This is a genomic window from Nocardia sp. NPDC046763 (assembly GCF_040645495.1).
GTDB lineage: Bacteria > Actinomycetota > Actinomycetes > Mycobacteriales > Mycobacteriaceae > Nocardia.
In genome coordinates this window covers 53,507-78,478 of the sequence record NZ_JBEYYI010000028.1, presented here as the reverse complement: position 1 = coordinate 78,478, position 24,972 = coordinate 53,507, and the positions used below count along the sequence as shown (strand labels likewise).

The 24,972-nt window shown below is 70.0% G+C and carries 21 protein-coding genes; 6 read left to right on the top strand and 15 right to left on the bottom strand.

Annotated features, from left to right (window positions below; translation table 11 throughout):
- Window positions 1-15: 15 nt before the first annotated feature.
- The 3 genes from ABZ909_RS34140 to ABZ909_RS34130 form a co-directional block, all read right to left on the bottom strand.
- The gene (locus ABZ909_RS34140) at window positions 16-2,085 is read right to left on the bottom strand and encodes a LuxR C-terminal-related transcriptional regulator (RefSeq protein WP_357008114.1); all 2,070 of its coding nucleotides are present in this window, start codon (window positions 2,083-2,085) and stop codon (window positions 16-18) included.
- A 142-nt stretch (window positions 2,086-2,227) separates the two neighbouring features.
- Complete coding sequence (locus ABZ909_RS34135) at window positions 2,228-3,157, bottom strand: hypothetical protein (RefSeq protein WP_357008111.1); 930 nt, start codon at window positions 3,155-3,157, stop codon at window positions 2,228-2,230.
- A gap of 4 nt (window positions 3,158-3,161) precedes the next feature.
- Window positions 3,162-4,208, bottom strand: a complete 1,047-nt coding sequence (locus ABZ909_RS34130; RefSeq protein WP_357008108.1) for a 3-oxoacyl-[acyl-carrier-protein] synthase III C-terminal domain-containing protein — start codon at window positions 4,206-4,208, stop codon at window positions 3,162-3,164.
- Window positions 4,209-4,638: 430 nt separating this feature from the next.
- Between ABZ909_RS34130 and ABZ909_RS34125 the strand changes: the two genes are divergently transcribed.
- From ABZ909_RS34125 to ABZ909_RS34110, 4 genes are all read left to right on the top strand, one after another.
- Window positions 4,639-6,300: a fatty acid CoA ligase family protein gene (locus ABZ909_RS34125; protein WP_357008106.1), complete on the top strand. Its 1,662-nt coding sequence runs from the start codon at window positions 4,639-4,641 to the stop codon at window positions 6,298-6,300.
- Between the two features lie 9 nt (window positions 6,301-6,309).
- Window positions 6,310-6,618 (top strand): hypothetical protein, encoded by a 309-nt coding sequence (locus ABZ909_RS34120; protein ID WP_357008104.1) that lies wholly within the window; start codon window positions 6,310-6,312, stop codon window positions 6,616-6,618.
- Between the two features lie 13 nt (window positions 6,619-6,631).
- The gene (locus tag ABZ909_RS34115) at window positions 6,632-7,666 is read left to right on the top strand and encodes an NAD-dependent epimerase/dehydratase family protein (protein ID WP_357008102.1); all 1,035 of its coding nucleotides are present in this window, start codon (window positions 6,632-6,634) and stop codon (window positions 7,664-7,666) included.
- A 146-nt stretch (window positions 7,667-7,812) separates the two neighbouring features.
- A complete protein-coding gene (locus ABZ909_RS34110; protein WP_357008099.1) occupies window positions 7,813-8,643 on the top strand; it encodes an alpha/beta hydrolase in 831 nt (276 codons plus the stop codon).
- A gap of 91 nt (window positions 8,644-8,734) precedes the next feature.
- Here ABZ909_RS34110 and ABZ909_RS34105 read toward each other — a convergent pair whose 3' ends face one another.
- Window positions 8,735-9,679, bottom strand: coding sequence for a YafY family protein (locus tag ABZ909_RS34105; RefSeq protein WP_357008097.1), 945 nt, complete (start codon window positions 9,677-9,679; stop codon window positions 8,735-8,737).
- 63 nt (window positions 9,680-9,742) lie between these two features.
- On the opposite strand from ABZ909_RS34105, the gene ABZ909_RS34100 reads away from it, so the two are divergent.
- Entirely contained in the window at window positions 9,743-10,891 is a 1,149-nt protein-coding gene (locus ABZ909_RS34100; protein ID WP_357008094.1) for an epoxide hydrolase family protein, read from the top strand.
- 25 nt (window positions 10,892-10,916) lie between these two features.
- Here ABZ909_RS34100 and ABZ909_RS34095 read toward each other — a convergent pair whose 3' ends face one another.
- The 8 genes from ABZ909_RS34095 to ABZ909_RS34060 all read right to left on the bottom strand — a co-directional run bounded on the left by ABZ909_RS34095 (window position 10,917) and on the right by ABZ909_RS34060 (window position 20,704).
- On the bottom strand, window positions 10,917-11,789 hold the full coding sequence (locus tag ABZ909_RS34095; RefSeq protein ID WP_357008092.1) for an LLM class flavin-dependent oxidoreductase: 873 nt from the start codon (window positions 11,787-11,789) through the stop codon (window positions 10,917-10,919).
- Between the two features lie 80 nt (window positions 11,790-11,869).
- Entirely contained in the window at window positions 11,870-12,178 is a 309-nt protein-coding gene (locus ABZ909_RS34090) for a pyrimidine/purine nucleoside phosphorylase (protein ID WP_354837226.1), read from the bottom strand.
- A gap of 90 nt (window positions 12,179-12,268) precedes the next feature.
- Window positions 12,269-12,580 (bottom strand): hypothetical protein, encoded by a 312-nt coding sequence (locus ABZ909_RS34085; RefSeq protein WP_357008090.1) that lies wholly within the window; start codon window positions 12,578-12,580, stop codon window positions 12,269-12,271.
- Window positions 12,581-12,587: 7 nt separating this feature from the next.
- On the bottom strand, window positions 12,588-14,948 hold the full coding sequence (locus ABZ909_RS34080) for a RelA/SpoT family protein (protein WP_357008088.1): 2,361 nt from the start codon (window positions 14,946-14,948) through the stop codon (window positions 12,588-12,590).
- 210 nt (window positions 14,949-15,158) lie between these two features.
- Window positions 15,159-16,757, bottom strand: a complete 1,599-nt coding sequence (locus ABZ909_RS34075) for an ATP-binding cassette domain-containing protein (protein WP_357008085.1) — start codon at window positions 16,755-16,757, stop codon at window positions 15,159-15,161.
- 169 nt (window positions 16,758-16,926) lie between these two features.
- Window positions 16,927-18,132 (bottom strand): MFS transporter, encoded by a 1,206-nt coding sequence (locus tag ABZ909_RS34070; protein WP_357008082.1) that lies wholly within the window; start codon window positions 18,130-18,132, stop codon window positions 16,927-16,929.
- Window positions 18,133-18,197: 65 nt separating this feature from the next.
- Window positions 18,198-18,677, bottom strand: a complete 480-nt coding sequence (locus ABZ909_RS34065) for an Rrf2 family transcriptional regulator (protein WP_357008079.1) — start codon at window positions 18,675-18,677, stop codon at window positions 18,198-18,200.
- A gap of 44 nt (window positions 18,678-18,721) precedes the next feature.
- On the bottom strand, window positions 18,722-20,704 hold the full coding sequence (locus ABZ909_RS34060) for a peptidoglycan DD-metalloendopeptidase family protein (RefSeq protein WP_357008076.1): 1,983 nt from the start codon (window positions 20,702-20,704) through the stop codon (window positions 18,722-18,724).
- A 115-nt stretch (window positions 20,705-20,819) separates the two neighbouring features.
- Here ABZ909_RS34060 and ABZ909_RS34055 point away from each other — a divergent pair, with 115 nt between their 5' ends.
- Window positions 20,820-21,107, top strand: a complete 288-nt coding sequence (locus tag ABZ909_RS34055; RefSeq protein WP_357008074.1) for a hypothetical protein — start codon at window positions 20,820-20,822, stop codon at window positions 21,105-21,107.
- Here the strand turns inward: ABZ909_RS34055 and ABZ909_RS34050 are convergent.
- From ABZ909_RS34050 to ABZ909_RS34040, 3 genes are all read right to left on the bottom strand, one after another.
- Window positions 21,104-22,366 carry a helix-turn-helix domain-containing protein gene (locus ABZ909_RS34050; RefSeq protein ID WP_357008072.1) on the bottom strand — a complete coding sequence of 421 codons (1,263 nt, stop codon included), beginning with the start codon at window positions 22,364-22,366 and terminating at the stop codon, window positions 21,104-21,106. The genes ABZ909_RS34055 and ABZ909_RS34050 overlap by 4 nt on opposite strands.
- Window positions 22,367-22,640: 274 nt before the next feature.
- The gene (locus ABZ909_RS34045) at window positions 22,641-23,213 is read right to left on the bottom strand and encodes an adenine phosphoribosyltransferase (protein WP_357008070.1); all 573 of its coding nucleotides are present in this window, start codon (window positions 23,211-23,213) and stop codon (window positions 22,641-22,643) included.
- Between the two features lie 37 nt (window positions 23,214-23,250).
- Window positions 23,251-24,960 (bottom strand): ABC transporter substrate-binding protein, encoded by a 1,710-nt coding sequence (locus ABZ909_RS34040; protein WP_357008068.1) that lies wholly within the window; start codon window positions 24,958-24,960, stop codon window positions 23,251-23,253.
- Window positions 24,961-24,972 lie beyond the last annotated feature (12 nt).

Here is a 24,972-nt window from a genome sequence, read left to right as displayed (position 1 = left end):
CCTTTCGGCCGACGGTTATCCGGCAGCGGTCCGCGCGCTCGTCTCGGTCCGGGACGCCAGCGCGAACCGCAGTTCGGTGCGGCGGGCGACCGCGAGTTTGCGGTACACCCGGGTCAGGTGCTGCTCCACCGTGCTGATGGTGATGTTCAGGGCGTCGGCGATATCGCGATTGCGCTGACCGAGCGCGGCCAGTTCGGCCACCCGCCGTTCGGCCGGGCTCAAGGCGTCGAAACCGTTGTCGCCCAGGGTCTCTCTCGCGGCCGGTACCGGGTCCACCTGCAGGCGGGCCAGGAGCGGTTCGGCCCCGCAGGTCTCGGCCAGCCGCGCCGCCTCCCGCAGCGGAGGCCGGGCCCGGTCCGCCTCCCCCAGTGCCCGGTAGGCGTTCCCGAGATCGGCCAGCACCGTCGCCAATTCGAGTTCGTCGCCACCCGAGCGGGCCAGCGCCGCTGACCGGCGCAGCAGCGTCACCCGCCGGAGCGGATCGCTGGTCGCGGCGAGCAGGCGCAGCGACACCCCGCCGGTGTGGTGCTGCTCGGCCCCGCCGATCAGGTCGAGGTGCCGGCTGACCAGATTCCGTACCTGCCGCTGCTGCCCGGACACCAGGCCGGCCGCGGCCAGGTCATTGCGCCACGGCGCCAGCCAGGCGAAGTCCATGCCCCACTCGTCCATCAGCCGCCCGCACCGGCGGAAATGCCGCAGCGCCTCCTCGGGCCGGCCGGTGGCCAGGCAGTGCTCACCGCAGGCGCGCAGATAGCCCAGCGCGAAACGGGATTCGAACATGGCGCGCGGCATCGGCCGCTCCAGCTGTGCGGCGGCCTCGGCGTGCCTGCCCTGTGCGGTGAGCGCGCGCACCAGCACCGCGACCGCCCGGCCCAGCCACACCCCGAGCTGTTCGGCGGGCAGCAGATTGAGTGCTGCCAGTGCGTGCCCGCCCGCCTCGACCGGATTTCCCTTGCGCAGCAGCGTCTCCGCGCGCGCCGAGGCGAACAGCGCCTGCCAGGTCGGGGCGCGGCGCGCGGTGGCCTCGGCCAGCAGGGCGGTACACCAGGCGTCGGCGGCGTCGAGGCGATCGGTATGCAGCAGACAGTCGACCGCCGCCACCAGCACCTCGACGGTGGCGGGGGTCAGCCGGTGATGTGCCAGGATGCGCTGGGCCGCGGCGGCGGTCTCGGCGGGCGAGCGCTGCGCCCACAGTCCCGCCAGCAGCGCGGCCGCCTGCCGGTGGGGTGAATCACGGTCCGGGGAAGGCGATTCCGGACCGGGGCGGGCGCGAGCCAGCCACGGATGCCGTTGCGCCTGCACCGGATGCGTGTAGCGCAGCCACGCCCCGACGAATTCGACCCGATCGGCCGCCGCCGGGTCGCCGCTGCGACGCAGCTGGGCCAGCGCGTGATCGGCGTGCAGGACATGACCGTGCCACAGCATCTGCAGCACGGTCATGGGTAGCTCCGGATACGGCACCCGCCCGGTGCGCAGGGCGGCCTTGAGCCGGCCGAAATTGCGGGTGCGGCACGACGGGTTGATCCGCCAATCCACCGCCACCAGCCGGGTCGCGATGGCGGCCCGCTCGTCGGCGCGTCTGCTGGCCCGATAGGCCAGCTCCAGATAGGTTCCGGCGCTGCCCAATTCATCGGCGTCGAAGGCGCGGTCGGCGACCTCCAGGAGCACCTGCGCCGCCCACGAGCCGCGCGCGTCGCCCGCCTCGACCAGGTGCCGCGCCACCGTGGCCGCGGGCAGGCCCTCCCGGAACAGCAGTTCGGCCGCCCCGGTGTGCAGGGCGCGCCGATCCTCGTCGGGCAAATCCCGCAGCACCGGGGCCGCAAGCTCCGGGTGCGGGCGGCACTCCCCCACGATCAGCCCGGCCGCCGCCAATTCCGTGACCACCGCACGGGTCTCGTCGAGTTCCGTGTTCAGCAGCGCCGCCACCCGGCCCACCCCGGCAGCGGCCCCCAGCACCGCCACCGCGCGCGCGACCCGCAGCCGCTCCGCGTCCGCCGCGCTCGCCCGGCCGGCGACCGCACAGCTCGTCCTGCCGCCGGCCCCCACCGGCGTCTCCCCTCGGTCCCGTGCGACCGACCGTGCCATCTGACGTCCCTTTCACCGATCGGGATGCGCCCGACTGACAGGCGTGGCACGGCGAGCTTCGGTGTGCTGGAGCGGCATCGTTGCAGCGAGGGCGCGTGGGCGCCCAGGATCAGCCGGGGCACAACGGTTTCGAAATGTACTGTCAAACAGTGTATTTCACATTCGCCTGGGAGGTGGTGACGAGCGCCTGCGGGCGATAGACCAGAGCCGCCGCCGACGTGTCGTCCGTCGCCAGGAACACCACTGCGCGCACCTCGTCGAGCATGCCCTGGGTGGCCGCGTTCAGATACGCGTGCACCGGGCCCGCGGAATACGGGTTGCCGACGAACGGGTCTATCCCGGCGACCGCGGCCGAGGGCACCCCGACCCGGTAGGCCACCCGCTCCCGGAAGCCGGGGACGGGGGCCGGGGCCAGCAGCACCGCGCCGCCGGTGGCGAAGTCGCTGGGCTCCAGTCCTTCACCGGCGAGGCATTCGCGCACCGCGGTCTCGGCCAGCGCGAGCGGGTCCCCGGTCTCGGTGCGCACGGTCAGCGCGGTGCGGCCGCCGGTACCCGCCGCCTCCAGGTCGGCCCACGCGGTCGGGGCGAGCGCGCCCGGGGTCTCGGTGGTGTAGATGCGGCCGAAACCGCCCGCGCTGTCGGAGGAATGCAGCAGGATGGCCGCACCGCTGGCGGCGTAAGGGAAGTCCTCGCGGTCGCGCTCGGTGGACGGGTGGGTATCGCCGGCCACGATGAGCGCGTACTCGACATCGCCGAGACCGGTGAAGCACTGGGCGGCCATGAGCGCGTGCACCACGCCGGTGCCGCCGTTCAGCAGGTCGAAGGAGAATGCGGGCACCCGCCCGGTCGCGTACTCCAGGCCCACCTCGAGGCGCTTCTGGATCAGCGCGGCCACCGCGGGCTCGGCGATATTGCTGTCCCGGAACACCCCGGCGTTGACCACCAGGCCGACCCGGTCGGCCGAGACCTCCGCCGCCGCCAGCGCCTGCGCGCCCGCGCGGGCGGCCAGCTCGAAGTAGCTGCCGGTGTCGGCATCGGTGCAGACGGCCGCGGAAACGATTGCGGTGCTCATGGATTCAGGCCTCCAGCCGGGAGATGGTCGCGGCGAGTTGCCCGGAGACCACGCCGGACGCCTCGGGGATCAGCAGCACCTTGGAGCCGCGCGGAATCCGGCCCTGCGCCAGGTGTTCGCGCAGCACCAGGAAGTGCGAGGTGGACGCGGTATTGCCGTATTCGGCGTAGACATTGAGCGTCTGCGGCATCGGGGTGTCGAAGTGCCGCTCGGTGAGCGAGCTGATGTAGTCGATGGCGGGCCCGCTGAACTGGTGGTGGATCCAGTAGTCGTACTTCTCGCTCTCCCAGGCCCGGCCGGTCTCCAGCAGGAAGTCGGCCATGCGCGAAATGCCCTGCAGGAAGCGGGATTCGCTGGCCAGGGCGCGGTTGTCGGTGTACATGGCGATGCCGGTGGTCTTGTCGCTGGGCATGCCGATGCAGTGCTCGGCGCCGGCCGAGGTGGTCATGAGCTCGATGTAGTGGATCTCGTCCGCGTCGTCGCCCTGGTCGTCGACCACCACGGCCACGGCCGCGTCGCCCACGGTGAGGGCGGCGAACTGCGGGTCGTAGGGCTGGGAGATCTCGCGGGTGGCGGTCTCGGCGATGGGGGTGATCTGTTCGCCGCTGACCACCAGGCCGCGGCGCACCACACCGGACTTGATCATGCGGTCCAGCACCAGCACGCCGGTGATCATGCCCGCGCAGGCATTGGACAGATCGAAGTGCAGTGCCCGGCCCGCGCCGATGGCCGCACCCAGCTGGGCGGCGAAAGACGGTGCGAAGCAGTACTGCCCGGGCGCGGTGAAGCGAGTGATCGACACCGAGATGATGACGTCCAGGTCCGCGGCGTCGTAGCCGGAGCGCGCGAGGCAGTCCTCGATGGCGTTGCGCGCCAGCGCGAACGACGATTCGTAATTCTCCGGATCGCTATTGTGCACGCGCCGGTTCTTGATTCCGGTAATTCGTTCCAGGTCCAATGCCCTGGGTACCGAAAGACTGTTGATCACGTCCTCGGTGGAACGGATGGTAGTGGGTGTGTACGCACCGATCGATTCGAAGCGTGTACGCATGTGGCCCCCTGCTCTCTGGACTGAGTGCGTCCGGTCGAATGTGGCTGCGGCGGCCGCAATTCGGTGTCCCCCGAGCCGGCCCCGCTGATATCCCGTAGCCCCGATGCCAAGTGAAACGCTACCGTACCCACCGGTAGACGGGCGCCGCACGAGCCTCACCAATCACAGTGCGCTCGACCATTTCTCGTGACGTAATCGCTGGAAGGAAGTGGTGCGCACGCCGATCGGCGAATGGTCGCGCCGTCACCCCGTAGGGGTGGAATAGGGGGTTTCGAGGAACCGGTGTCGGTACCCGGAGACACACTAAACCCGTTGTATATCAAACGAATACGGAGCGCCACGGCTAGCGGTCCGACATCACCCCGTGTAGCCTCACCGATACATTCCTCGCATTCCTCGACAATTCACTGGGGGAAGTGTGTCGCATTCCTTGCCCACCATTTATTGGCGCGCTCTCGATCGTTTCGGCGACATCGTCGCCGCCCATCCCGAACGGGAGGCGGTGATATATGCCGACGGTAGGAATCGGGACGGCCTGCCCGATTACCGCCATCTCACCTACGCCGAACTCGATGCGTGGTCGGACACGATTGCCGAGCGGTTCGCCGAGGCCGGCGTCACCCGCGGCGCGCGCACCATCGTGCTGGTGCGGCCGGGACCCGAGCTGTACGCCGTCCTCTACGGGCTGTTCAAGATCGGCGCGGTGCCGGTGGTGATCGACCCGGGCATGGGCGTGTTCAAGATGCTGCGCTGCCTGCAGGCCGCCGACGCCGAGGCCTTCGTCGGCGTCACCGAGGCGCAGGCGCTGCGCATCGTGTTCCGCGCCTATTTCCGCAAGGTACGGATGGCGGTCACGGTCGGGCGCTCGTGGTGGCAGGGGCCCACCCTCGAAAGCTGGGGCCGCACACCGGCTTCCACGCTGCCCGAACGCGAGCCCGCGCCCGATGACGAACCACTGCTGATCGCCTACACCACCGGCAGCACCGGGCCCGCCAAGGCGGTGGTGCTCACCCACGGCAATCTCAGCGCCATGATCGACCAGGTGGACGCCGCGCGCGAACACGTCGCGCCGGGCACCTCGCTCATCACCGCGCCGGTGGCGGGCATCCTGGAGCTGCTGCTCGGATCCCGGTGCGTGCTACCGCCTCTGATTCCCTCCAAGGTCGGGGCGACCGATCCGGCGCACGTGGTCGACGCGGTGCAGCGGTACGAGGTGAAGACCATGTTCGCCTCCCCCGCCGTGCTGATCCCGCTCCTGCGGCACATCGAGCAGACCGGGGTGTCCCTGCCGAGCATCCGGAGCATCTACTCCGGCGGAGCGCCCGTCCCGGACTGGTGCATCGCGGCGCTGCGGCAGGTGCTGCCCGAGCCGGCCAAGGTGTACTCCGGCTACGGCGCGACCGAGGCGCTGCCCATGGCGACCATCGAATCCCGTGAGCTGCTCGGCGATCTGGTGGAGCAGGCGCACACCGGGCACGGGGTGTGCGTGGGCGCGCCCGCGCTCCACGTGCAGGCGCGCATCATCGCCATTACCGATGATCCACTGCCGGACTGGTCGGACGCGGAGGCACGGGCAGCCGACCTGGCGGCGTCGCGGGGGATCGGCGAGCTGGTGGTGTCCGGGCCGAATGTCAGCCCCCGCTACTTCTGGCCGCAGGCGGCCAACCGGACCGGCAAGATCGCCGAGGGCGAGGTGATCTGGCATCGCACCGGAGACCTGGCCTGGATCGACGACGCCGGGCGAATCCGCTTCTGCGGGCGCAAGAGTCAGCGGCTGGAGACGGCGAGCGGGCCCATGTTCACGGTGCAGGTCGAGCAGGTGTTCAACACCGTCGAGGGCGTCGCCCGCACCGCGCTGGTGGGCGTGGGCGCGCGCGGGGACCAGCAGCCGGTGCTGTGCGTGGAGCTGGCGCCCGGAGCCGACCGGGCCGCGGTCGAGGACCGATTGCGCGGGCGGCGCGACGAATTCGACATCACCAAGCCGGTGGCGGAGTTCCTGTTCCATCCGCGGTTCCCGGTCGACATCCGCCACAATGCCAAGATCGGCCGCGAGAAGCTGGCGGTCTGGGCGGCCAAGCAGCTCGACGGGTAGGGCCGCAGCATGAGAAGCCCGGCGCCGCAGATGGTTCCGCTGACCGCGCGGTTGTATTTCCTGGCCTGGATCGCCGCCCGGCTGTATCTGCTGGCCGGGCTGATCGCCGCGGTGGCCGGACGCGCCCCGTCGAATCCGGCGCTGCGGCTGCTGTGGTGGGCCGACGCGGCACTGTGCGCCGCGGACCCGGCCACCCGCATACCCGTCAGCATGGCCGCCGACGAGCTGGCCAGCCGGATCGACTGGGACACCGTGGCGCTGACACCGCTCCTCGGCCGCGCTCGGCGACGCGACCGCACACTTCTGGAGGCATCGTGAAAGCAGCAGCATCGTGAAGGCATTGGTGACGGGGGCCTCCGGCTTCCTGGGCGGCGCGCTCACGCGCCGGCTGGTGCGCGACGGGGACAACGAGGTGGCGATTCTGGTGCGGCGCACCAGCAATCTGCGGGATCTGGCCCCGGTGCTCGACCGGGTGGAGCGGGTGGTGGGCGATCTCGGCGATCCCGACTCGCTGGACCGCGCCGTCGCCGGAGTCGATGTCGTGTTCCACAGCGCCGCCCGCGTGGACGAGCGCGGCACCCGCGCCCGCTTCTGGGCCGAGAACACCGCCGCCACCTCGCGATTGCTGGCCGCTGCCCGGGCGGCCGGCGCGCAGCGGTTCGTGTTCATCTCGAGTCCGAGCGCGCTCATGGACCGTGACGGCGGCGACCAGATCGATATCGACGAGTCGGTTCCGTATCCCCGCCGCTACCTCAACCACTACTGCGAGACCAAGGCCGCCGCCGAACGCCTGGTGCTGAAGGCGAATGCGCCCGGATTCAGCACCTGCGCGCTGCGGCCGCGGGCCATCTGGGGTGCGGGCGACCGGTCCGGGCCCATTGTGCGGCTGCTCGAACGGGCGGCGGCCGGGACCCTGCCGGATCTGTCGGCCGGGCGTGAGGTGTACGCCTCGCTGTGCCATGTGGACAATATCGCCGAGGCCGCGGTCAGGGCCGCTGCCAGCGAGAATGTCGGCGGCAAGCCGTATTTCATCGCCGATGCGGAGCGGACCGACGTGTGGGGGTTCCTCGGTGACGTCGCCGCGGACCTCGGCTATCCGCGGCCGGGCCGCAGGCTCGATCCGCGCGTGGTGGCGCTGGTGGTGTCGGTGATCGAAAACCTCAGGCGGGTACCGTATCTCGCCGAACACTGGACGCCTCCGCTCTCGCGGTACTCGGTGGCGGTGATGACCCGCTCGGGCACCTACGACACCTCCGCGGCCACCCGCGATTTCGGATACCGGCCCGTAATGGATCGCGACACCGGTATGACCGAACTGAAATCCTGGATCCGCAGCGGGGAGGTGATCGCCGGATCCACCCGCTGACCAGCGCTCGGACGCTTCCCTCAAAAACTTGTGTTACGCGCGGTACCAGCTAGTATGGCTGGTACCGCGCGAGGGTGAGTCGGTGCTGACGGCCCTCGAGGCCGCAGACGCAGTGCAGCACCGCTACTCAATGAGGAGAGCGCCCGATGCCGGAGTTCGACTATCACGGCGTATCCGTCGCCTACGAAAGCGCCGGATCCGGGGATCCGATCCTGTTTCTGCACAATATCGGCGGTGACCGGCGCATCTGGGCGAACCAGACGCGGGCGCTGGCGGCCACCAACACCGTGTACGCGCTGGATCTGTTCGGCTACGGCGACTCCGACTCGCCCGCGGACGGGTACACCGTCGACAACTACGTGCGCATGGTGTCGGAGTTCATCGACGCCCACGGGCTCACCAATGTCACGATGGTCGGCAACTGTTTCGGCAGCGCGCTGTCGCTGCTGTACACGCGCCGCAATCCGCAGAATGTGCGCGCCTTGGTGCTGTGCAGCCCCCTGACCGCCGCCACCCTGCGGCCCACGCCCACCGGGTGGACCGCGCGCGCGGCCGCGCAGCTCCCGCTCGACTCCGTCTCGGGCGCGATCCGGCTGCCCGGTTTCGCCGCGAATCTCGTCGTCCGCGAACAGCTCGGCCCACGCGGCCGCGGTATGGGCTCCTCCGCCTTCATCGGTCTGCGCCACCGCTGGAGCGAACCCCGGCGCCTGCTCCCACCCGCCGCCATCGCACGTGACCTGCCGAAACTGGCCGTCCTCGACGACTTCCGGCCAGGCCCAGGATTCCCGCCCATCACCACCGTCTGGGGCGCCAAGAACCGCATCCTGTCCGCCGCCGCGGGCGCCCGCCTCAACACCACCCTGTGCCCCTCCGAGGCCATCGAACTCCCCGACTGCGGTCACCTCGTGATGCTGGAGCAGCCCGAAGCCGTCACGGCCGCCATCCGTTCCGCCACCCGCACAGCCCTGGCGGGCTGAACTCACCCAGCACACAACCCCTCTCGACGAGATCCCCGAATCCCGGTCCGGGATACAGCGATACCGCACCGACCCGGCGCGTACGCGCAGATCAGCCCGCCGCCCGGTGCAACCGGGTAGCCAGCTCACGGAGGCGCGCCGCCAATTCCGGGGGCTCGAGGACCCGGAACTCGAAACCGAAACCCGCCACGTGGACGGCGATGGCGTCGAGCGAATCCGCGCCGGTGTGCAGGATGCAGGTGTCGGGGTCGACGGCCTCGAGCATGCCGACGGTCGGCGCGATCACCTCGGCGGCCCGCTCGGCGGAGGTCAGCAGCGTGATACGAGCCCGATAGCGATAGGGCGCGGTGGTCACTCCCCGGGAGACCTGATCGGCGGCGTCGGGCGCGGCGCGGGGCGTGAAGCGCGGGCCGGTCGGGATGCGCGGGGTGAGGCGGTCCACCCGGTAGGTGCGCCAATCCTCGCGGTCCACATCCCAGCCGGTCAGATACCAGCGGCGGCCGATGTGCACCAGACGATGCGGTTCGGTTGTCCGGCAGGATGTTTCACCCGTGTGGGCGCGGTAGTCGAACCGCAGGCGATGCTGATCGCGAATGGCGGCGGCGATCGCGTTCAGAGTGTCGGGGTCGACGCGCGGGCCGCCCGCGGGCACGGCCACGGTCGCGGCCTGCAGCGCAGTCACCCGATGCCGCAAACGCGACGGCAGCACCTGCTCGAGTTTGGCCAGCGCCCGCAGCGAGCTCTCCTCGATGCCCGCGATGGTCCCGCCCGCCGCGGTGCGCAATCCCATGGCCACGGCGACGGCCTCCTCGTCGTCGAGCAGCAGCGGCGGCAGCTGCGCGCCCGCACCCAGCCGATACCCGGCGGCGCCAGCGGTGGCGTCGACGGGATAGCCGAGCGCGCGCAGCTTGTCGATATCCCGGCGCACGGTGCGCACATCGACCGCGAGCTGTGCGGCCAGTTCCGCGCCACTCCACTCGCGCGGGGTCTGCAGCAGCGACAGCAGGCGCAGCAGCCGGGCGGAGGTTTCCAACATGAAATCGATTCTGCCGCACAGCTAGGGCAGAAACTGTCCTAACTGCCTCCTACCGTGGTTCTCATGACCGAACAGATCACGCCCTTCCGCATCGACATCCCCGCCGAGCAGCTCGACGACCTGCGCCGGCGTCTCGACGCCGCGCGCCTGCCCGCCCCGCTGCCCGGCGACGACTGGGACACCGGCGTCCCGGTGCACTGGCTGCGCGCGCTGCTCGACCACTGGCGCACCGGATACGACTGGCGCGCCGCCGAAGCCGAGCTCAATCGGTACCCGCAGTTCCACACCGAGGTCGAGGGACAGCGCATCCACTTCCTGCACATCCGCTCCGCCGAACCGGACGCAGTGCCGCTGCTGCTCACCCACGGCTGGCCCGGTTCGATCGCCGACTTCCTCGACGTCATCGGCCCGCTGACCGATCCGCGCGCCCACGACGGCGACCCGGGCGATGCCTTCCACCTGGTCATTCCCTCGCTGCCCGGGTTCGGGTTCTCGGGTCCGGTCAGTGACACCGGCTGGACGCGGGGCCGCATCGGCCGGGTGTGGGCGGAACTCATGAACCGGCTCGGCTATCAGCGCTACGGCGTGCAGGGCGGCGATATCGGCGGCGCGGTCAGCCCCGAGGTGGCGCGCACGGCACCGGATCGGGTGATCGGCGTCCACGTCAACGGCGGCCCCAACCTGCCCCCGCCCTCGGCCGCGAATGATCTCGACGAGCTCACCGACCTGGAGCGGGACCGGGTGCGGCGCATCCAGGCATTCATCCGAGAGGAGTTCGGCTACATCGCGATTCAGTCCACGCGACCCCAGGCGCTGGCGTACGGGCTGGCGGATTCGCCGGTCGGCCAGCTGGCCTGGATCATGGACAAGTTCCGGGAGTGGACGCACCCACGCGGCGTCGATCCCGACAAGATCATCGACCGCGACCGCCTGCTCACCACCGTCATGCTCTACTGGCTCACCGGCACCGCCGGGTCGGCCGCGTACGTCGGGTACGCGAACACCGGGGAATGGGGTGCGCCCGCCGTGAACTCCGGTGTGCCGACCGGTGTCATCGCGTTCGCGCACGATGTCTGCATCCGCCGCTACTGCGAGCAGTCCAACACCATCACCCGCTGGGTCGACGTGGATCGCGGCGGGCATTTCGCGGCCATGGAGGAACCCGAGCTGTTGGTCGGCGACATCCGGGAATTCTTCCGCGACCTGCGCTAGACCGTGCGGAAAGCCTTCGGCCGCATCAGGAAACGAGGGGCCTGACCTGCTCGGCGGCGAAACGGACGAAGCCGACCGGGTCCGGTTCGTCGGCGGTGGGCTGCAGGACCACGCTGGTGGCGCCTGCCTCCACCCAACGGAGCACGGTATCGGCGATGGCCCGAGCGTCACCCGCGACACCGATATCGGGGATACCGTCGCGGTCCTGCCCGCGCAGGTCCGCGGCCACCCGCTCCGCGGCATCGGGACCGGTCGCCGCCAGCAGGTATACGACGATCGGATACGGCTGTGCCGCAAGCGCTTCGGGTCGCGCGGCCCGCACGATCCCGGCGGCCGTCCGAATCCCGTCGGCGGGTGTGGAGCTGGTGAGGATCACCCCGTCGGCCGCCTCCCCCACCAAACTCAGCGTCCGGGGCCCGGTCGCGGCGGCCAGGATCGGCGGTGCGGCGGCCGGCGGCCAGTCCAGCGCGACGTCGTCGAGCCGGACATACCTGCCCTTCACCGTGATTCGCTGCCCGGCCAGCAGCGCCCGCAGCGCATCGAGGTATTCGCGCAGCAGGGTGATCGGCGAGGCGACCCGCTCCCCCACCTGCCCCATCCAGTCCTGAACCCCGTGTCCCACACCCCAGATCCCCCGCCCGGGGAACATCCGCGCCAGCGTCGCCAGCTCCATCGCGGTGACCGCGACATTGCGCAGCGGCACCGGCAGCACCCCCACCCCGACCCGCACCCGCTCACTCCACGCGAGCGCCGCCGCGGCCGTGGCGATCCCGCCCTCCAGGAAGCAGTCCTCCCACAGCCACAGCTCGTCGAGTCCCGACTCGTCCGCCGCCCGCACCACGTCCCGCAGCCGCTCGGGCGGTTGCTGCGGCCGGAACACCACTCCCAGGGTCGTCATACCCCATGCGTACCACGCCGGAGCCGGAAATGGCTGTGGCCCGGTCGCATTCGCGCGACCGGGCCACAGGGGTTCGGAGCTCAGCCGAAGTGGCAGACGTAGTGGACCGGCTCGACGACCTCGATCTGGAAGCTGGAGTTGCCCGGCACGGAGAACGACTCGCCGCCCTTGTAGGTGACGGCCTCGGACTCGCCGGCAAGGGTGACGTTGCACTGGCCCTCGAGCAGCTCCATGATCTCCGGCGCGCCCGTGTTGAAGGTCAGGGTGGCGGGGAGGATGACACCGATCGACTTGCTGGTGCCGTCGGCCAGTTCGATGTTGTGGCTCACACACTTGCCATCGAAGTAGACGTTGGCGCGCTTGGTGACGGTGACATTCTCGAACTTCATGCTGGTACGGGGCCCTTCCTACGGGTGACGACCGGCCGCGCGGGCCGGTCCGGTTCGCGCCGATCGTACCCGCGACCGCCGGGCAATCGTTCAGTCGGGCAGGGCGTCGAGGGCTCGGTCGGGCAGGGCGTCGAGCGCCTGGGCCGCCAGCAACCGCCCCCGCTCGATGATCGGGGTGGCGCGATGGAAATCCATGGTGCCGCAGATGTTCTGCGGCACCTCGATCACCAGGTCCGGCGGGTGCGCGGCCAGATGCTGGCGGGTGAGGGCGGCCAGCATGAGATCGATGGCCCGCTGTGCGACATCGGTGCGCTCCCGGAGCTCGGCGATCACGCCGATGTGCGCGTATCCGCGTGCGCCGCCACTACCCAGCGCGAGTTTGACGCGCTTGCCCGTCGACATATCAGGATCAGGCGGCCGAGGTCACGCGGTAGACGTCGTAGACGCCCTCCACATTGCGAACCACGTTGAGCAGGTGGCCGAGGTGCTTGGGGTCGCCCATCTCGAAGGTGAACTTGGAGATGGCGACCCGGTCACCGGAGGTGGTGACCGCGGCCGAGAGGATGTTGACCTTCTCGTCGGCCAGCACCTTGGTCACATCCGACAGCAGGCGAGTGCGGTCCAGGGCCTCGATCTGGATGGCCACCAGGAACACCGACGAGGGCGACGGCGCCCATTTGACCTCGATGATCCGTTCCGGTTCCGAGCGCAGCGAATCGGCGTTGGTGCAGTCGGTGCGGTGCACGCTGACCGCACCGCCACGGGTCACGAAGCCCATGATCTCGTCGCCGGGCACCGGGGTGCAGCACTTGGCCAGCTTGGAGACCGTGCCGGGCGCGCCCGGAATCTCCACGCCCGCATCGCCTGTCGTGCGCTGGCGCGCCGGCACGGTGGACGGCGTGGACCGCTCGGCCAGTTCGTTCTCGACATCGCTGACGCCGCCGAGCTGGGCCATGAGCCGCTGCACCACGTGGTGCGCGGACACCTGGTTCTCGCCGACGGCCGCGTACAGCGCCGAGATGTCGGTGTAGTGCAGCTCGTGGGCGAGCGCGCTCATGGCGTCGACGCTCATCAGGCGCTGCAGCGGCAGGCCCGAGCGCCGGACCTCCTTGCTGATCGCGTCCTTACCCGCCTCGAGGGCCTCCTCGCGGCGTTCCTTGGCGAACCACTGCCGGATCTTGGCCTTGGCACGCGGGGACACCACGAAGTTCTGCCAGTCCCGCGAGGGTCCGGCGTTCTGGGCCTTGGAGGTGAAGATCTCGACGACCTCACCGTTCTCCAGCTGCCGTTCCAGCGCGACCAGCCGCCCGTTGACGCGCGCGCCGATGCAGCGGTGGCCGACCTCGGTGTGCACGGCATAGGCGAAGTCCACCGGGGTGGACTTCTGCGGCAGGGTGATCACGTCACCCTTGGGTGTGAACACGAAGATCTCGGGCGATTTGAGGTCGAAGCGCAGCGACTCCAGGAACTCGGCCGGGTCGGCCGCCTCCCGCTGCCAGTCGAGCAGTTGACGCATCCACGCCATGTCGTCGACTTCGGTGGAGTCGTTGGAGTGCTTGCCCTTGGTCTCCTTGTACCGCCAGTGCGCGGCGATGCCGAACTCGGCGGTCCGGTGCATGTCCTGGGTGCGGATCTGCACCTCCAGGGGCTTGCCGTCCGGGCCGACCACGGTGGTGTGCAGCGACTGGTAGACGCCGTAGCGCGGCTGGGCGATGTAGTCCTTGAACCGCCCGGCCATGGGCTGCCACAGCGAGTGCACGACACCGACCGCGGCGTAGCAGTCGCGCACCTCGTCGCAGAGGATGCGGATGCCGACCAGGTCGTGGATGTCGTCGAAGTCCTTACCCTTGACGATCATCTTCTGATAAATCGACCAGTAGTGCTTCGGACGGCCCTCGACCACGGCATTGATCCGGCTCGACGCCAGGGTGTTCACGATCTCGGCGCGCACCTTGGCCAGATAGGTGTCGCGCGAGGGCGCGCGGTCGGCGACCAGCCGCACGATCTCGTCGTACTTCTTGGGGTGCAGGATCGCGAAGGCGAGGTCCTCCAGCTCCCACTTGACGGTGGCCATACCCAGCCGGTGGGCCAGCGGCGCTATCACCTCGAGGGTTTCGCGGGCCTTCTTGGCCTGCTTCTCCGGCGGCAGGAAGCGCATGGTGCGCATGTTGTGCAGCCGGTCGGCGACCTTGATCACCAGCACGCGGGGGTCGCGGGCCATGGCGATGATCATCTTGCGGATGGTCTCCGCCTCGGCGGCCGCGCCCAGGTTGACCTTGTCCAGCTTGGTGACGCCGTCGACCAGATGGGCGACCTCGGTGCCGAATTCGGCGGTCAGCTCGTCGAGCGAGTACCCGGTGTCCTCGACGGTGTCGTGCAACAGCGCGGCCACCAGCGTGGTGGTGTCCATGCCCAGCTCGGCCAGGATGTTGGCCACGGCCAGCGGGTGCGTGATGTACGGGTCGCCGGACTTACGGAACTGGTGGGCGTGCTTCTCGTCGGCGACGTCGAAGGCCCGTTGCAGCAGAGCGAGATTCGCCTTCGGGTACAGCTCCCGGTGCACGGAGGCGAGGGGCTCGAGCACCGGCTTGACGGCGGCGATGCCGCGCTGCCCGGTCATGCGACGGGCCAGGCGCGCGCGGACGCGACGTGATGCGGAGGTGGGAACGGCGGTGGTGTTGCGAGCGGCGGACTGCCCGTTGGCCGATGGGGTGGCGGACTCACCCTCGGGCGATTGCCCCGAGTTCGCCTTCTCCAGATGCTGTGTCATGCCACCTCCGCTCGCGGCCTCGATCGGAAAACCATATCGGACCGTTCAACCACCCAGATCATCCACTTTAGTCCTGGAATCGGATCCCGACCGGGACAGCGATCACCGCCGGTCCGAACAGCTCCGGAGCGATGAACGATACCCGGTCGGGGCCCGGTTTCGCGGCCGCATGGGACCCGGATTGTTCCGGTGTCGGCCGGACCTCCCTGCTCATTGTTCGCCCGCGCTCTCGACCAGGCCGTCCGGGGTCAGTTCCAGCCGCCGCGTCACCCCGATCTCGGTGAGGAACCGCGGGTCGTGACTGACCACGAGCAGCGCGCCCTGGAAGCTCGCCAGCGCCTCGGTGAGGTGGGCGAGGCTGGGCAGGTCCAGGTTGTTGGTCGGCTCGTCGAGCAGCAGCAGTTTGGGCGCGGGTTCGGCCAGCAGCAGCATGGCCAGGGCCGCGCGCAACCGCTCACCGCCCGAGAGCGCGCCGGCCGCGACATCGGCGTCGGTGCCGCGGAACAGGAACCGGGCCAGCTGGGCCCGGATCCGTTCGGCCGAGGCGTGCGGCGCGGTGGCCGCCACGTTCTCGAACACCGACTTCGATTCGTCGAAGACGTCCAGGCGCTGCGGCAGCATGCGCCAGGGCACCCTGGGCGACTCCTCGCGGATGCGGTGCAGCAGCGTGGTTTTGCCGATGCCGTTGCGTCCGGTGAGCGCGATGCGTTCGGGGCCACTGATTTTCAGTGTCACCGTCGGCCCGCACGGGAGCCGCACCTCGGTCAGTTCGAGCACGTCCTGGCCCGGATAGAGCCGCGTATCCGGCAGGTCGACGCGGATCTCGCGGTCGTCACGCAGCCGGTCCTGCATATCGGTCAGATGGTCTTTGGCCTCCTCGACCTTGCCGATGTGGTTGTTGCGCAGCTTGCCCGCCGACACCTGGGCCTGGCGTTTGCGCTCCCCCATGACGATCTTGGGTTCGCGCTTCTGGTCCCACATCTTCTGTCCGTAGCGTTGCCGCCGGTCGAGTTTGATGCGGGCCTCGACGAGTTCGCGCGCCTGTTTGCGGACATCGCTGCGGGCTTCTCGGATCGCCGCGCGGGCGGCGTCCTGCTCGAGCTCGATGAGCCGCTCGTACTCGCTGAAATTGCCGCCGAAGAGCCGGATCTCGCCCTGCCGCAGCTCGGCGACGGCGTCCACGCGGTCGAGCAGTTCGCGGTCGTGGCTGACGGTGAGCACGGTGCCGGGGAACTGTCCGACGACCTCGTAGAGGCGTTGTCGCGCCATCTGATCGAGGTTGTTGGTCGGTTCGTCCAGCAGCAGGACATCGGGTTCACGCAGCAGCTCGGCGACCAGGCCAAGCAGCACGGTCTCGCCGCCGGAGAGGGTGTCGAGCCGCCGGTCCAGCTGCGCGACATCCCCTGCGACGTAATGCAATCCGAGCCGCCCGAGCAGTGCCACGGCGCGTTCCTCGATATCCCAGGCGGTGCCCACGGTTTCGAAGTCGGCGTCGGTGCCGGATCCGGATTCGATGCGGTGCAGGGCTTTCCGGATCCCGGCCAGCCCGAGCACCGCGTCGACCCGCTGCCCGGCGGCCAGCCCGAGGTCCTGACGCAGGTACCCGAAACGCCCCGGAATACTCACCGAACCGCGCGCGGGGCGCAGTTCACCGGTGAGCAGGCGGAAGAGGGTGGATTTCCCCGCGCCGTTGCTGCCGACCAGGCCCAGATGACCGGGTCCGAGCTGGGCGTCGAGACCGTCGAAGACTCCGGCGCCGTCCGGCCACGCGAAGGTGAGATCGGAAATGGAAATAACAGGCATTGACATGCGGCCTCCGAGAGTGAGCGAATGCGGCGCGCGATTGCGGGCCACTCGGCGATCACCTCAGAAGAGCAACGGCATGTCTCCGATCGGACGGGGAAAGAACTCGACCACGGTAACCGAGATCAACGAGCCCGGGCAAGAACGTATTTCGTGAGCCGGGTCTCACCGCCGGTCAGCGCGCGGCTCGCGCGGTGCACCGCAGGTAGCCGAGCGCGATCACGGCGAGCAGTGCGGCCAGGCCGTACATGACCGTCGCGCCGTGCCCCAGGGTGATGCCGCCGAGCGCGGTCCCCGCGCCGATGCCGACGTAGATGCAGGAGGCGTTCAACGCCACCACCAGTCCGGACTCCTGCGGCGCGGCCGCGATGAGCCGGTGCTGCTGGGCCGGCGTCTGGCACCAGCTGGCCGCGCCCCACCCCAGGGCCAGCAGCCCGACCAGGACCGGAACACGGGTGTCCGTCGCCGCCAGCACACCCATGATCGCCAGGGTCGCTGCCATCACCGCGTATCCGGCGGTCAGCACCCGCGTGGCGCCGAAACGGTCGGTGGCGTAACCGGACGACAGGTTGCCCGCCACCGCGCCCACGCCGTACAGCATCAGCATCCACGCGGTCGTGGCGGCCCCGATTCCCAAGGCCCCCAACGCCGGAACAGCATACGCGTACACGACATACGCCGCCCCCATGCCCAGCACGGTCAGCGGCAGCACGGCCGCGACCGACCGATTGCGCAGCACCGCCAGCCGTTTCGCCAGCGGGACCGCGGGATTGCCGGGCAGCGCGGGCACCCACGCCGCGACACCGGCCGCCGCCAGGAGGCACACGATCGCGACCCCGGTCAGCGCCGACCGCCAGCCCAGCCAGTGCCCCAGTAGATCACCCAGCGGCACACCCAGCGCGGTCGCGATGGTCAGGCCGCCGACGACCACCGCCAGCGCCCGCCCGCGCGCCTGCGGCGACACCAGCGCCGCGGCCACCGCGCCCGCATTGGGCGTGAACGCCGCCGCTCCCAGCGCGGCCACGATCCGGGTGGCCAGCAGGATCGAGAACGTCGGTGCGAGTGCCGATCCCAGATTCGCCAGCGCGAGCAGCAGCAGCGCCGACACCAGCAGCGCCCGGCGCGGCAGCCGCGCGGTCAGCGTGGCCAGCACCGGTGACCCCAACGCATAGGCCGCCGCGAACACCGTCACCGCCGCGCCCGCGGTCGCCGTGGACACCCGCAGCGATCCGGCCAGGTCCGGCAGGAACCCGGCCAGGATGAACGAGTCGGTGCCGACGGCGAAGGTGCCCAACGCCAGGATCAGGGTGCGCCGCAACCCGTTCGGCGCTGCGGTGGCCTCAGCCGTCGACGGCCGGGCATAAACCGGGATATTAGCCATCCCGAATCTCCTTCCGAAAAAACCCGGCACGGGCCGGGTCGATTTCTCGCGGACGACGCGACCGCTCAGGCGGTCACGCGTTCATAGAAGTTGCGTGCGTGGGCCGAGGCATTGGCCGGGGCGTCGGCCATCAGGTCGGCCACGGTCTGCGCGGTCAGCTCGCGCCGCCAGGCCAGCTCGGCGCGCCCCATTGCCCGGGCAATGCCGCACGGTTTGGCGAATTCCGCACTCGCCCGTGTCGCTCCGGCCCCACGGCGGCGAATCTCGGTGCAGCGGAAGGCTTCCGTGCGTCCCTCGACCGCGGCCACCACGTCCATGAGCGTGATGCGTTCGGGTGTGCGCGCCAACCGGTAGCCCCCGCGTGCGCCGGGCGTGGAGTCGAGGATTCCCTCGCGCACCAACGGTTGCAGCCGCTTCTTCAGGTATTCGGGCGGCAGTTCGAAGATCTCGGCCAGGCGGGCGGTGGCGATCGGCGCGTGATCGTCGAGCCAGGCCAGCACCGTGCAGCAGTGCAGTCCCCATTCGACGCCTTCACCCATCATCATGAATAGGGATAGTACATGTCCCGAATATCCGGGACAACCTCGATTCAGCGGCTGATGCGGCGGGCCTTCGTACCGTTCGAGAGCGGCACCTCGGTCACCTTGCCGCCGGACTCGGCGTGCAGCATGCGGCCACTGCCGGTGTAGACGCCGACGTCCGAGGGCCCGCGCGGGCCGAAGGATCCGAACACCAGATCACCGGGTTTCGCACTGAGCAGCTGGACCTCCACGCCCTGTTCCCACTGCTGTTCGGCCGTGCGCGGCAGGCTGATGGCGCCGCCACTGGCCGCGAACACCGCGGCCGCGGTGAAGCCCGCCTGGTCGAACCCGCCGTCGCTGGGCCCGCCTGGGCCGCCGCCGCCGAAAACGTAAGGGGTGCCGACCCATTGCTGTCCCGCCGCCACGATCTGCGCTCCCAGATCGGCGTTCGGGTCGGCCTGGAACCGGCCCTCGCTGCCCAGGCTGCGAAATCCGGGCTCGGCGGCCAGGATCCGCGCGACGTACGGCCGGGTCTCGGTGTAGTGCCGGGAGATCTGGTTGGGCATGCCGCCGGAGGCGAGTACCGCGCCCTCACCCGCGTTGTAGGCGGCGATGGTGAGCGCGGTCAGGTCGCCGGAGACCTTGCCCTCCGACATCCAGCCCTCGATGGTCTTGGCGATGGCGCACATGTAGCGGCCCTGCCCGATGATGGCATCGGCCGGATCCAGCACGCTGGCATAGCCTTTGCCGTCGGCGTCGATGACGTAGGGCTGTCCGTCGGGCGCGAGGGCCTTGGCGGTACCGGGCATGAACTGGGCGATGCCCTGCGCGCCGTCCGGGGACACCGCGTCGGTGCGGAACCCGGATTCGGCCTGCCCCTGGGCGGCCAGCAGCGAGGCGCCGATCTCCGGGCACAGTGAGCCCGCGCGGCGGTACCAGATCTCGAGTTCGGGTGGCACCTTCCCGGGGGCGAGATTGCCGCCCGGCGTGCCGAATCCGTTCTCGCAGTATGGCGTCGAAGGAGCAGGGACGCTGCCGCCCGCCAGCCATGGCATGGGGTCGACCTGGTGCCCACCGGTCAGTCGTCCGCCCGGCACCAGTTCGAAATGCAGATGCGGGCCGGAGGATTCGCCGTTGTTGCCGACGTCGGCGATGTGCTGGCCCATCTGCACGACATCGCCGGTGTGCACGAAGATCCCGTTGTCGTACATGTGCCCGTACACGGTCGAGTACCGGTGCCCGCTCTCGTCGAGGGAGTCGATGACAACCCAGTCGCCGAATCCGGAGGCCGCGCCCGCGGCCACCACCAGTCCGTCCGCGGCCGCATAGATCGGCGTCCCCGCCGGTGCCGCCAAATCGACACCCATATGAGTGCCGCCGCGCGCCCCGAAGCCATCGGTGATCGTGAATTGCGATGGGGAGATGGGATATTGGTGACGCCCGGCCCCCGTCAGGCTGCCGGCCTCGTTCACCGTGCCAGGCATTGCGGCCATGGAGGCATTCGCCGGCGCCGGCGCCGCGGACGTCGGCGCAGCGGCGGCCGCAACGGTCACCTGCACCCGGTCCAGGTGATTGCGGGCCGCGTCGCCGCGATCGCCGAGCGGGGTCCACTCGATGCCGGCGGCCGCGCCCGGGGTCCAGCTGCGCTGCTTCCAGATCAGGTAGTCGACCCGGAAGGCGGCGGCGTTCTGCTGCAGGAACGAGACGATGGCGTCGCCCTTGCCGGAGTCCGCGCCGACGATGAATTCCACCGAGCGCCCGGCCTTCAGGTCCGGGACGGAGTCGTCGTTCACGATGCCGCGCATGTCCATCATGCCGAAATGGGCCACCGTGCAACGCAGCACGCGCAGCGCGCCCTCCTGCAGACCGGCCTCGACGGGCGAGCCGGTGGTGGGGCAGTTGGGTTCGGTGCGGGCCGAGGTAATGGCCGGCACCATGGGTGTGCCCGGGCCGCAACTGGTCTCGCTGGCGGGCAAAATGATGACGAGGACGAGCGTCATCAGACCCAGCACCAGGGCGACCGCCCCACCTACGAGGACTTTGGGCTTCACGCCCGAACGCTCCCGGCCGCCTCGGTGATCACCCGGACATCATGCCATGGCGGACACGCGGTTTCACGGATCTGTGTGTCTGTTTCAAGAGGCATACAGCGGGCATCCCTCTCATATGCCGTATGTCGCCCGCAATGAAGTCCACGCCGCTCGCATCATCAGCGGCGTCGGCGCGTTGTTCGCCCTCGTCGAGGGCGTCTACATCCTGATGCTGATCCTCAACGCGGATCAGGCCAACAAGTTCTTCGTCTTCATCAAGGGGATCGCCGAACCTCTCGCACTGTTCTTCCCGGGGCTGTTCCACACCGGCACCCCGAACGTGGACATCATCCTGAATTACGGGCTGGCCGCGGTCTTCTGGCTCGTGGTCACCGGTTTCGTCGCCCGGGTCATTGCCCGCTAGAGGCCGGCGGCCGAGAGATCGAACGCGGTGAGAGCCGCGGCGAACAGGGGTGCGTGCTCGGAGCGGCCGGGATCGTATCCGGTGAGGGCGGCGATGCGGTTCAGGCGGTAGTTCAGGGTGTTCCGGTGCACGACCAGCGACTCGGCGGCCGCGACGCGATTGTGGTCGCAGGCCAGATACGCGCGCAACGCCGCCATCAGGTGCTGATGCTGGGCCAGCGGCGCGAGCAGGTCGAGCAGCCAGGCACGGGCGGGGCCGGGGCGGGCGAACTGGTACTGCAGGGCGAGGTCGGCCATGCGGTACACACCGGTCGGCCGTCCCAGTCCGAGGGCGAGCCGGGCGATCTCCCCGGCCTCCTCGGCGCGCGCGGGAATCTCGGAAACCGTTGCCGCGGTGGCCGTCCCGGCTATCACCCGGACACCCGCGGCGGCGGCGATCCGAGCGACCGCGGCGTCGACCCGGGCGGCCGGTTCGCTCACCGGCACCAGCACCCAGCCCCCGGCCCGATCCAGCACGGTCAGCGCCAGGGGTGACAGCGTGTCGACCTCCCCGTGGATCACCCGGATGGCGGGCCGCGCCCCGTCTCCCCCGGCGAGCCGCGCCTCGCGCACCGCGGCGGGCCGCGCCTCGCGCACCGCGGCGGGCCGCGCCTCGCCAACCGCGGTCGCCGCGCCGGCGGTACGCAGCGCCAGCACGTGGTAGCCGCCGAGCGCGATCCCGAATCGGCCGGCCAGCAGTTCGGCCGGTTTGCCCTGCAACAATGCCTGCGCCAGAGCGCGTTTCGCCTCCCATTGCTCCCGGTGCAGGTCCTGCCGCTCACGCAGATAGGACCCGGCGACGCCGGGAATGACGACGCCCAGATACCGCAGCAGCTGCGGCACGGCCCGCAGCAGTTCCTCCTGCTCATGTTCGGTCCGCGCCTGCGCGGCGAAGAAGTTCCAGGCCGCCAGCGCGCCTTGGTGATACACCGCCAGCACCGCGTCCAGGGGGACGCCTTCGCGCGCCCGCCGCACCGCGACCGCGATCAAGTCGTCCAGATCGCCCGCCTGGGGTTCGCGCCCCTCCCCCAGCAGTCGCGCGAACAGCCGTAGATTTTCCTCGGCACGATGGATCACGTCCCGCTCCAGCAGATCCTGTGGCAACTGTTCGTAATCCGGGACGCTGCGCACCACCGCCGCCAGGATCTCCCGCGCGGCCTCGGGCAGGTGGGTCGCCAGGAACTCCGCGAACGCGGCCTGGTCCTCGGGTGGGTTACTCACCGGTACATTGTTGCCGCGACCGAATCCCTTCGCGGGGCAAATGAATCCAGCAGGTCGAATAGCCGCCACCGCCGGACCGGCCTGTTATTCCACCAAATCCGCGCTTCAGTGGCAGCGCGATCGTCTCGACGGCGTTCCGGCCCCCGAGGGCTGCACCATCACGATCCGGTGTTCGTGATGGCCGAACCCAGGATCTGGCAGACCCCCGGGGAGATCGTCCCAGCCGCCGTGCAGGCCCTGATCGGTCAGGTCATCGGGGCGGGGAGGTGACCGGTCAGAGCTTGACGATGGAGGTCAGGGGGTAGTCACCCTGGCGCTCACGGCCTTTGAGGAAGCCGAGCTCCAGCACCACCGCCGCCGCGATCACCTCGGCCCCGGCGACGGCGAACAGCTCGGCCGCCGCCGCGAGGGTGCCGCCGGTGGCGAGCACGTCGTCGAGCAGCAGGACCTTGCGGCCCTTCAGATCGATGCCGTCGGCCGGGATCTCCAGTGCGGCCGAACCGTATTCGAGGGTGTACTCACGCGAGATGACCGGCGGCGGCAGCTTGCCCGCCTTGCGGACCGCGATCACGCCGGTGCCCAGCGTGGCGGCCACGCCCGCGCCCAGCAGGAAGCCGCGCGCGTCCACGCCCGCCACCAGGTCGGCGTCGGGGGCGCAGGCCGCGAAGCAGTCCAGCACCGCGCGGAAGCCCTCGGAGTCGGCGAACACCGGGGTCAGATCCGCGAAACGTACTCCCGGCGTCGGGAAGTCGTCATGCCAGCGGGTCAACCGCTGCACCGCGGCCTCGGCGCGGGCGGCCCGCTCCCCCGCCACCTCGGCCGTCTCCAGCATCTCGTGCTTGCTCATCCGCACCCACTCCTCATTCACCACGCCACCACGGCTCTCACCGTTTCAGCACCCAGCGATCCATGTTCCAGCCCGCTCCCGCCTCGGTGGGACTGGCGATGCCGTTCTCCATACCGTCACCGAACCCGATGGTGCGGGGGGCGGCGAACAGCGGAATCGACGGCATCTCGCTCCAGAGCAGGTTCTCCTGCTCGGTCAGCAGGTTCAGCACGGTGCCCGAGTTGTCCTCGGCCGCAAGCTGATCCGCGATGGCATCGTAGCGGCCGTTGCCGAACCGGCCGAAATTCAGGCCCGCGCCGGTGCGCAGCGACGCGATGGCGTCGGTGCCGGTCAGCGAACCCGACGGGCCCGGCATGCCGGCGGTGCCACCCAGGATGGCGTCGACCTTGCCGTCGGTGAGCTGCGAAGCGGTGAAATCCGGTGCGCCCGCGTCGACCACGGTGATGCCCGCGGCCTTGCAGGCGTCGGCGATGGCGGTCACCGTGGCCGCGCGCCGCTCGTCCGGCTTGACGTAACCGATGCGCACGGTCTGGTTCTGGACACCCGAGGACGCCGCCGCCTGGGTGGCGGTGGCGTCACCGCCCTTGTACTTGTCACCCGTACCCGAGATCGCCGGGTAGTACACCGAATCCTGTTGCACCGTCCGGGAATTCAACAGGCCCGCACCCATCCCCAGTTTGACGTCGTAGCCCGGGTGCCCGAACTTGTCGAACAGCGCCTGCCGCGGCACGCACAGCGCGAACGCCCGGCGCGCATCCGCCGACCCGAACACCCCGCCGGTGCTCAGCACCAGCTGCTCGACCCCGCGGCCCGGCAGATTCTCCTTATGGAACCCGCCCAGATTCACGTCGCCCAGCGACCCCGCGCCCACATCGAGCACGCCGATCGACTTGTCCGACATCTTCGACTTCAGGTCGGAGTGCCGGTCCCACACCACGATCCGCGGCGTCCGGGGCTGATTGCCCCACCACTTCTCGTTCTTGACCAGCACCAGACCGTCCTTGTCACCGAACGAGTCGATCCGGTACGGCCCCGAGGACGGCAGCAACGTCAGGTCCACCTTGCCCGGGGTGAGCTTCCAGCCGTTGTTCCAGAAGTCGGCGATCCGCTCGAGGGTGGGCTGATCTCCGGTCTGCACCGGCGTCACCACACTCGGGATCTTCACCTGCGCGGCGATCACGTGCGCGGGCATCACCTCGGCGGCATTGAACAGGGTCTTCCACGCCGAATAGCGCTTACCCGGCCGGAACACCACGGTGGCGTCCTTGGATCCGGGCTGGCAGTCCACCCGCTCGATATCGCGGTAGCCGTCGGTGCTCGCGGCGTCGAACAGCGGCGCCGGCCCGCCCTTGGTGAATCGTCCGCTGCGCGCTGCCCAGGTCAGCACCAGATCATCGCAGGAGGTCGCCACGCCATCGGAGTAGACGCCCTCCGGGGCGAGGCGGTACTGGATGGTCTGTGCGTCGCCCGGCACCTCCTTGGCGGTGCCGGTGTCGGTGTCGGCCACCGGCTGCCCGTCCGGGCCGGTATAGAAGAACCCGGTCAGCACCCGCGAGAACACCGCGGCGGCGCCGCTGTTCGCGCCCAGAGTGCTGCCGCCGTTGTAGCTGGCGACGACCGCGTCCACGCCGTACCCGATCGAGGGCACCTGATTCTTGCTGGAGCACCCGGCCAGCGCGCCGGCGGCGAGGGCACCCGCCACCAGCACGACGGCGGTCCGGCGCACAACCCTGTGGTCTTGCTTCACCGTCGCACCCCC

Bases quoted from the DNA above. Each gene is read 5' to 3' on its own strand.
- ABZ909_RS34070 (WP_357008082.1), bottom strand. From the start codon at position 18,132: ATGGCTAATATCCCGGTTTATGCCCGGCCGTCGACGGCTGAGGCCACC.
- ABZ909_RS34095 (WP_357008092.1), bottom strand. From the start codon at position 11,789: ATGACGACCCTGGGAGTGGTGTTCCGGCCGCAGCAACCGCCCGAGCGG.
- ABZ909_RS34110 (WP_357008099.1), top strand. From the start codon at position 7,813: ATGCCGGAGTTCGACTATCACGGCGTATCCGTCGCCTACGAAAGCGCC.
- ABZ909_RS34065 (WP_357008079.1), bottom strand. From the start codon at position 18,677: ATGATGATGGGTGAAGGCGTCGAATGGGGACTGCACTGCTGCACGGTG.
- ABZ909_RS34045 (WP_357008070.1), bottom strand. From the start codon at position 23,213: ATGAGCAAGCACGAGATGCTGGAGACGGCCGAGGTGGCGGGGGAGCGG.
- ABZ909_RS34090 (WP_354837226.1), bottom strand. From the start codon at position 12,178: ATGAAGTTCGAGAATGTCACCGTCACCAAGCGCGCCAACGTCTACTTC.
- ABZ909_RS34140 (WP_357008114.1), bottom strand. From the start codon at position 2,085: ATGGCACGGTCGGTCGCACGGGACCGAGGGGAGACGCCGGTGGGGGCC.
- ABZ909_RS34130 (WP_357008108.1), bottom strand. From the start codon at position 4,208: ATGCGTACACGCTTCGAATCGATCGGTGCGTACACACCCACTACCATC.
- ABZ909_RS34120 (WP_357008104.1), top strand. From the start codon at position 6,310: ATGAGAAGCCCGGCGCCGCAGATGGTTCCGCTGACCGCGCGGTTGTAT.
- ABZ909_RS34080 (WP_357008088.1), bottom strand. From the start codon at position 14,948: ATGACACAGCATCTGGAGAAGGCGAACTCGGGGCAATCGCCCGAGGGT.
- ABZ909_RS34135 (WP_357008111.1), bottom strand. From the start codon at position 3,157: ATGAGCACCGCAATCGTTTCCGCGGCCGTCTGCACCGATGCCGACACC.
- ABZ909_RS34055 (WP_357008074.1), top strand. From the start codon at position 20,820: ATGCCGTATGTCGCCCGCAATGAAGTCCACGCCGCTCGCATCATCAGC.
- ABZ909_RS34100 (WP_357008094.1), top strand. From the start codon at position 9,743: ATGACCGAACAGATCACGCCCTTCCGCATCGACATCCCCGCCGAGCAG.
- ABZ909_RS34085 (WP_357008090.1), bottom strand. From the start codon at position 12,580: ATGTCGACGGGCAAGCGCGTCAAACTCGCGCTGGGTAGTGGCGGCGCA.
- ABZ909_RS34105 (WP_357008097.1), bottom strand. From the start codon at position 9,679: ATGTTGGAAACCTCCGCCCGGCTGCTGCGCCTGCTGTCGCTGCTGCAG.
- ABZ909_RS34075 (WP_357008085.1), bottom strand. From the start codon at position 16,757: ATGTCAATGCCTGTTATTTCCATTTCCGATCTCACCTTCGCGTGGCCG.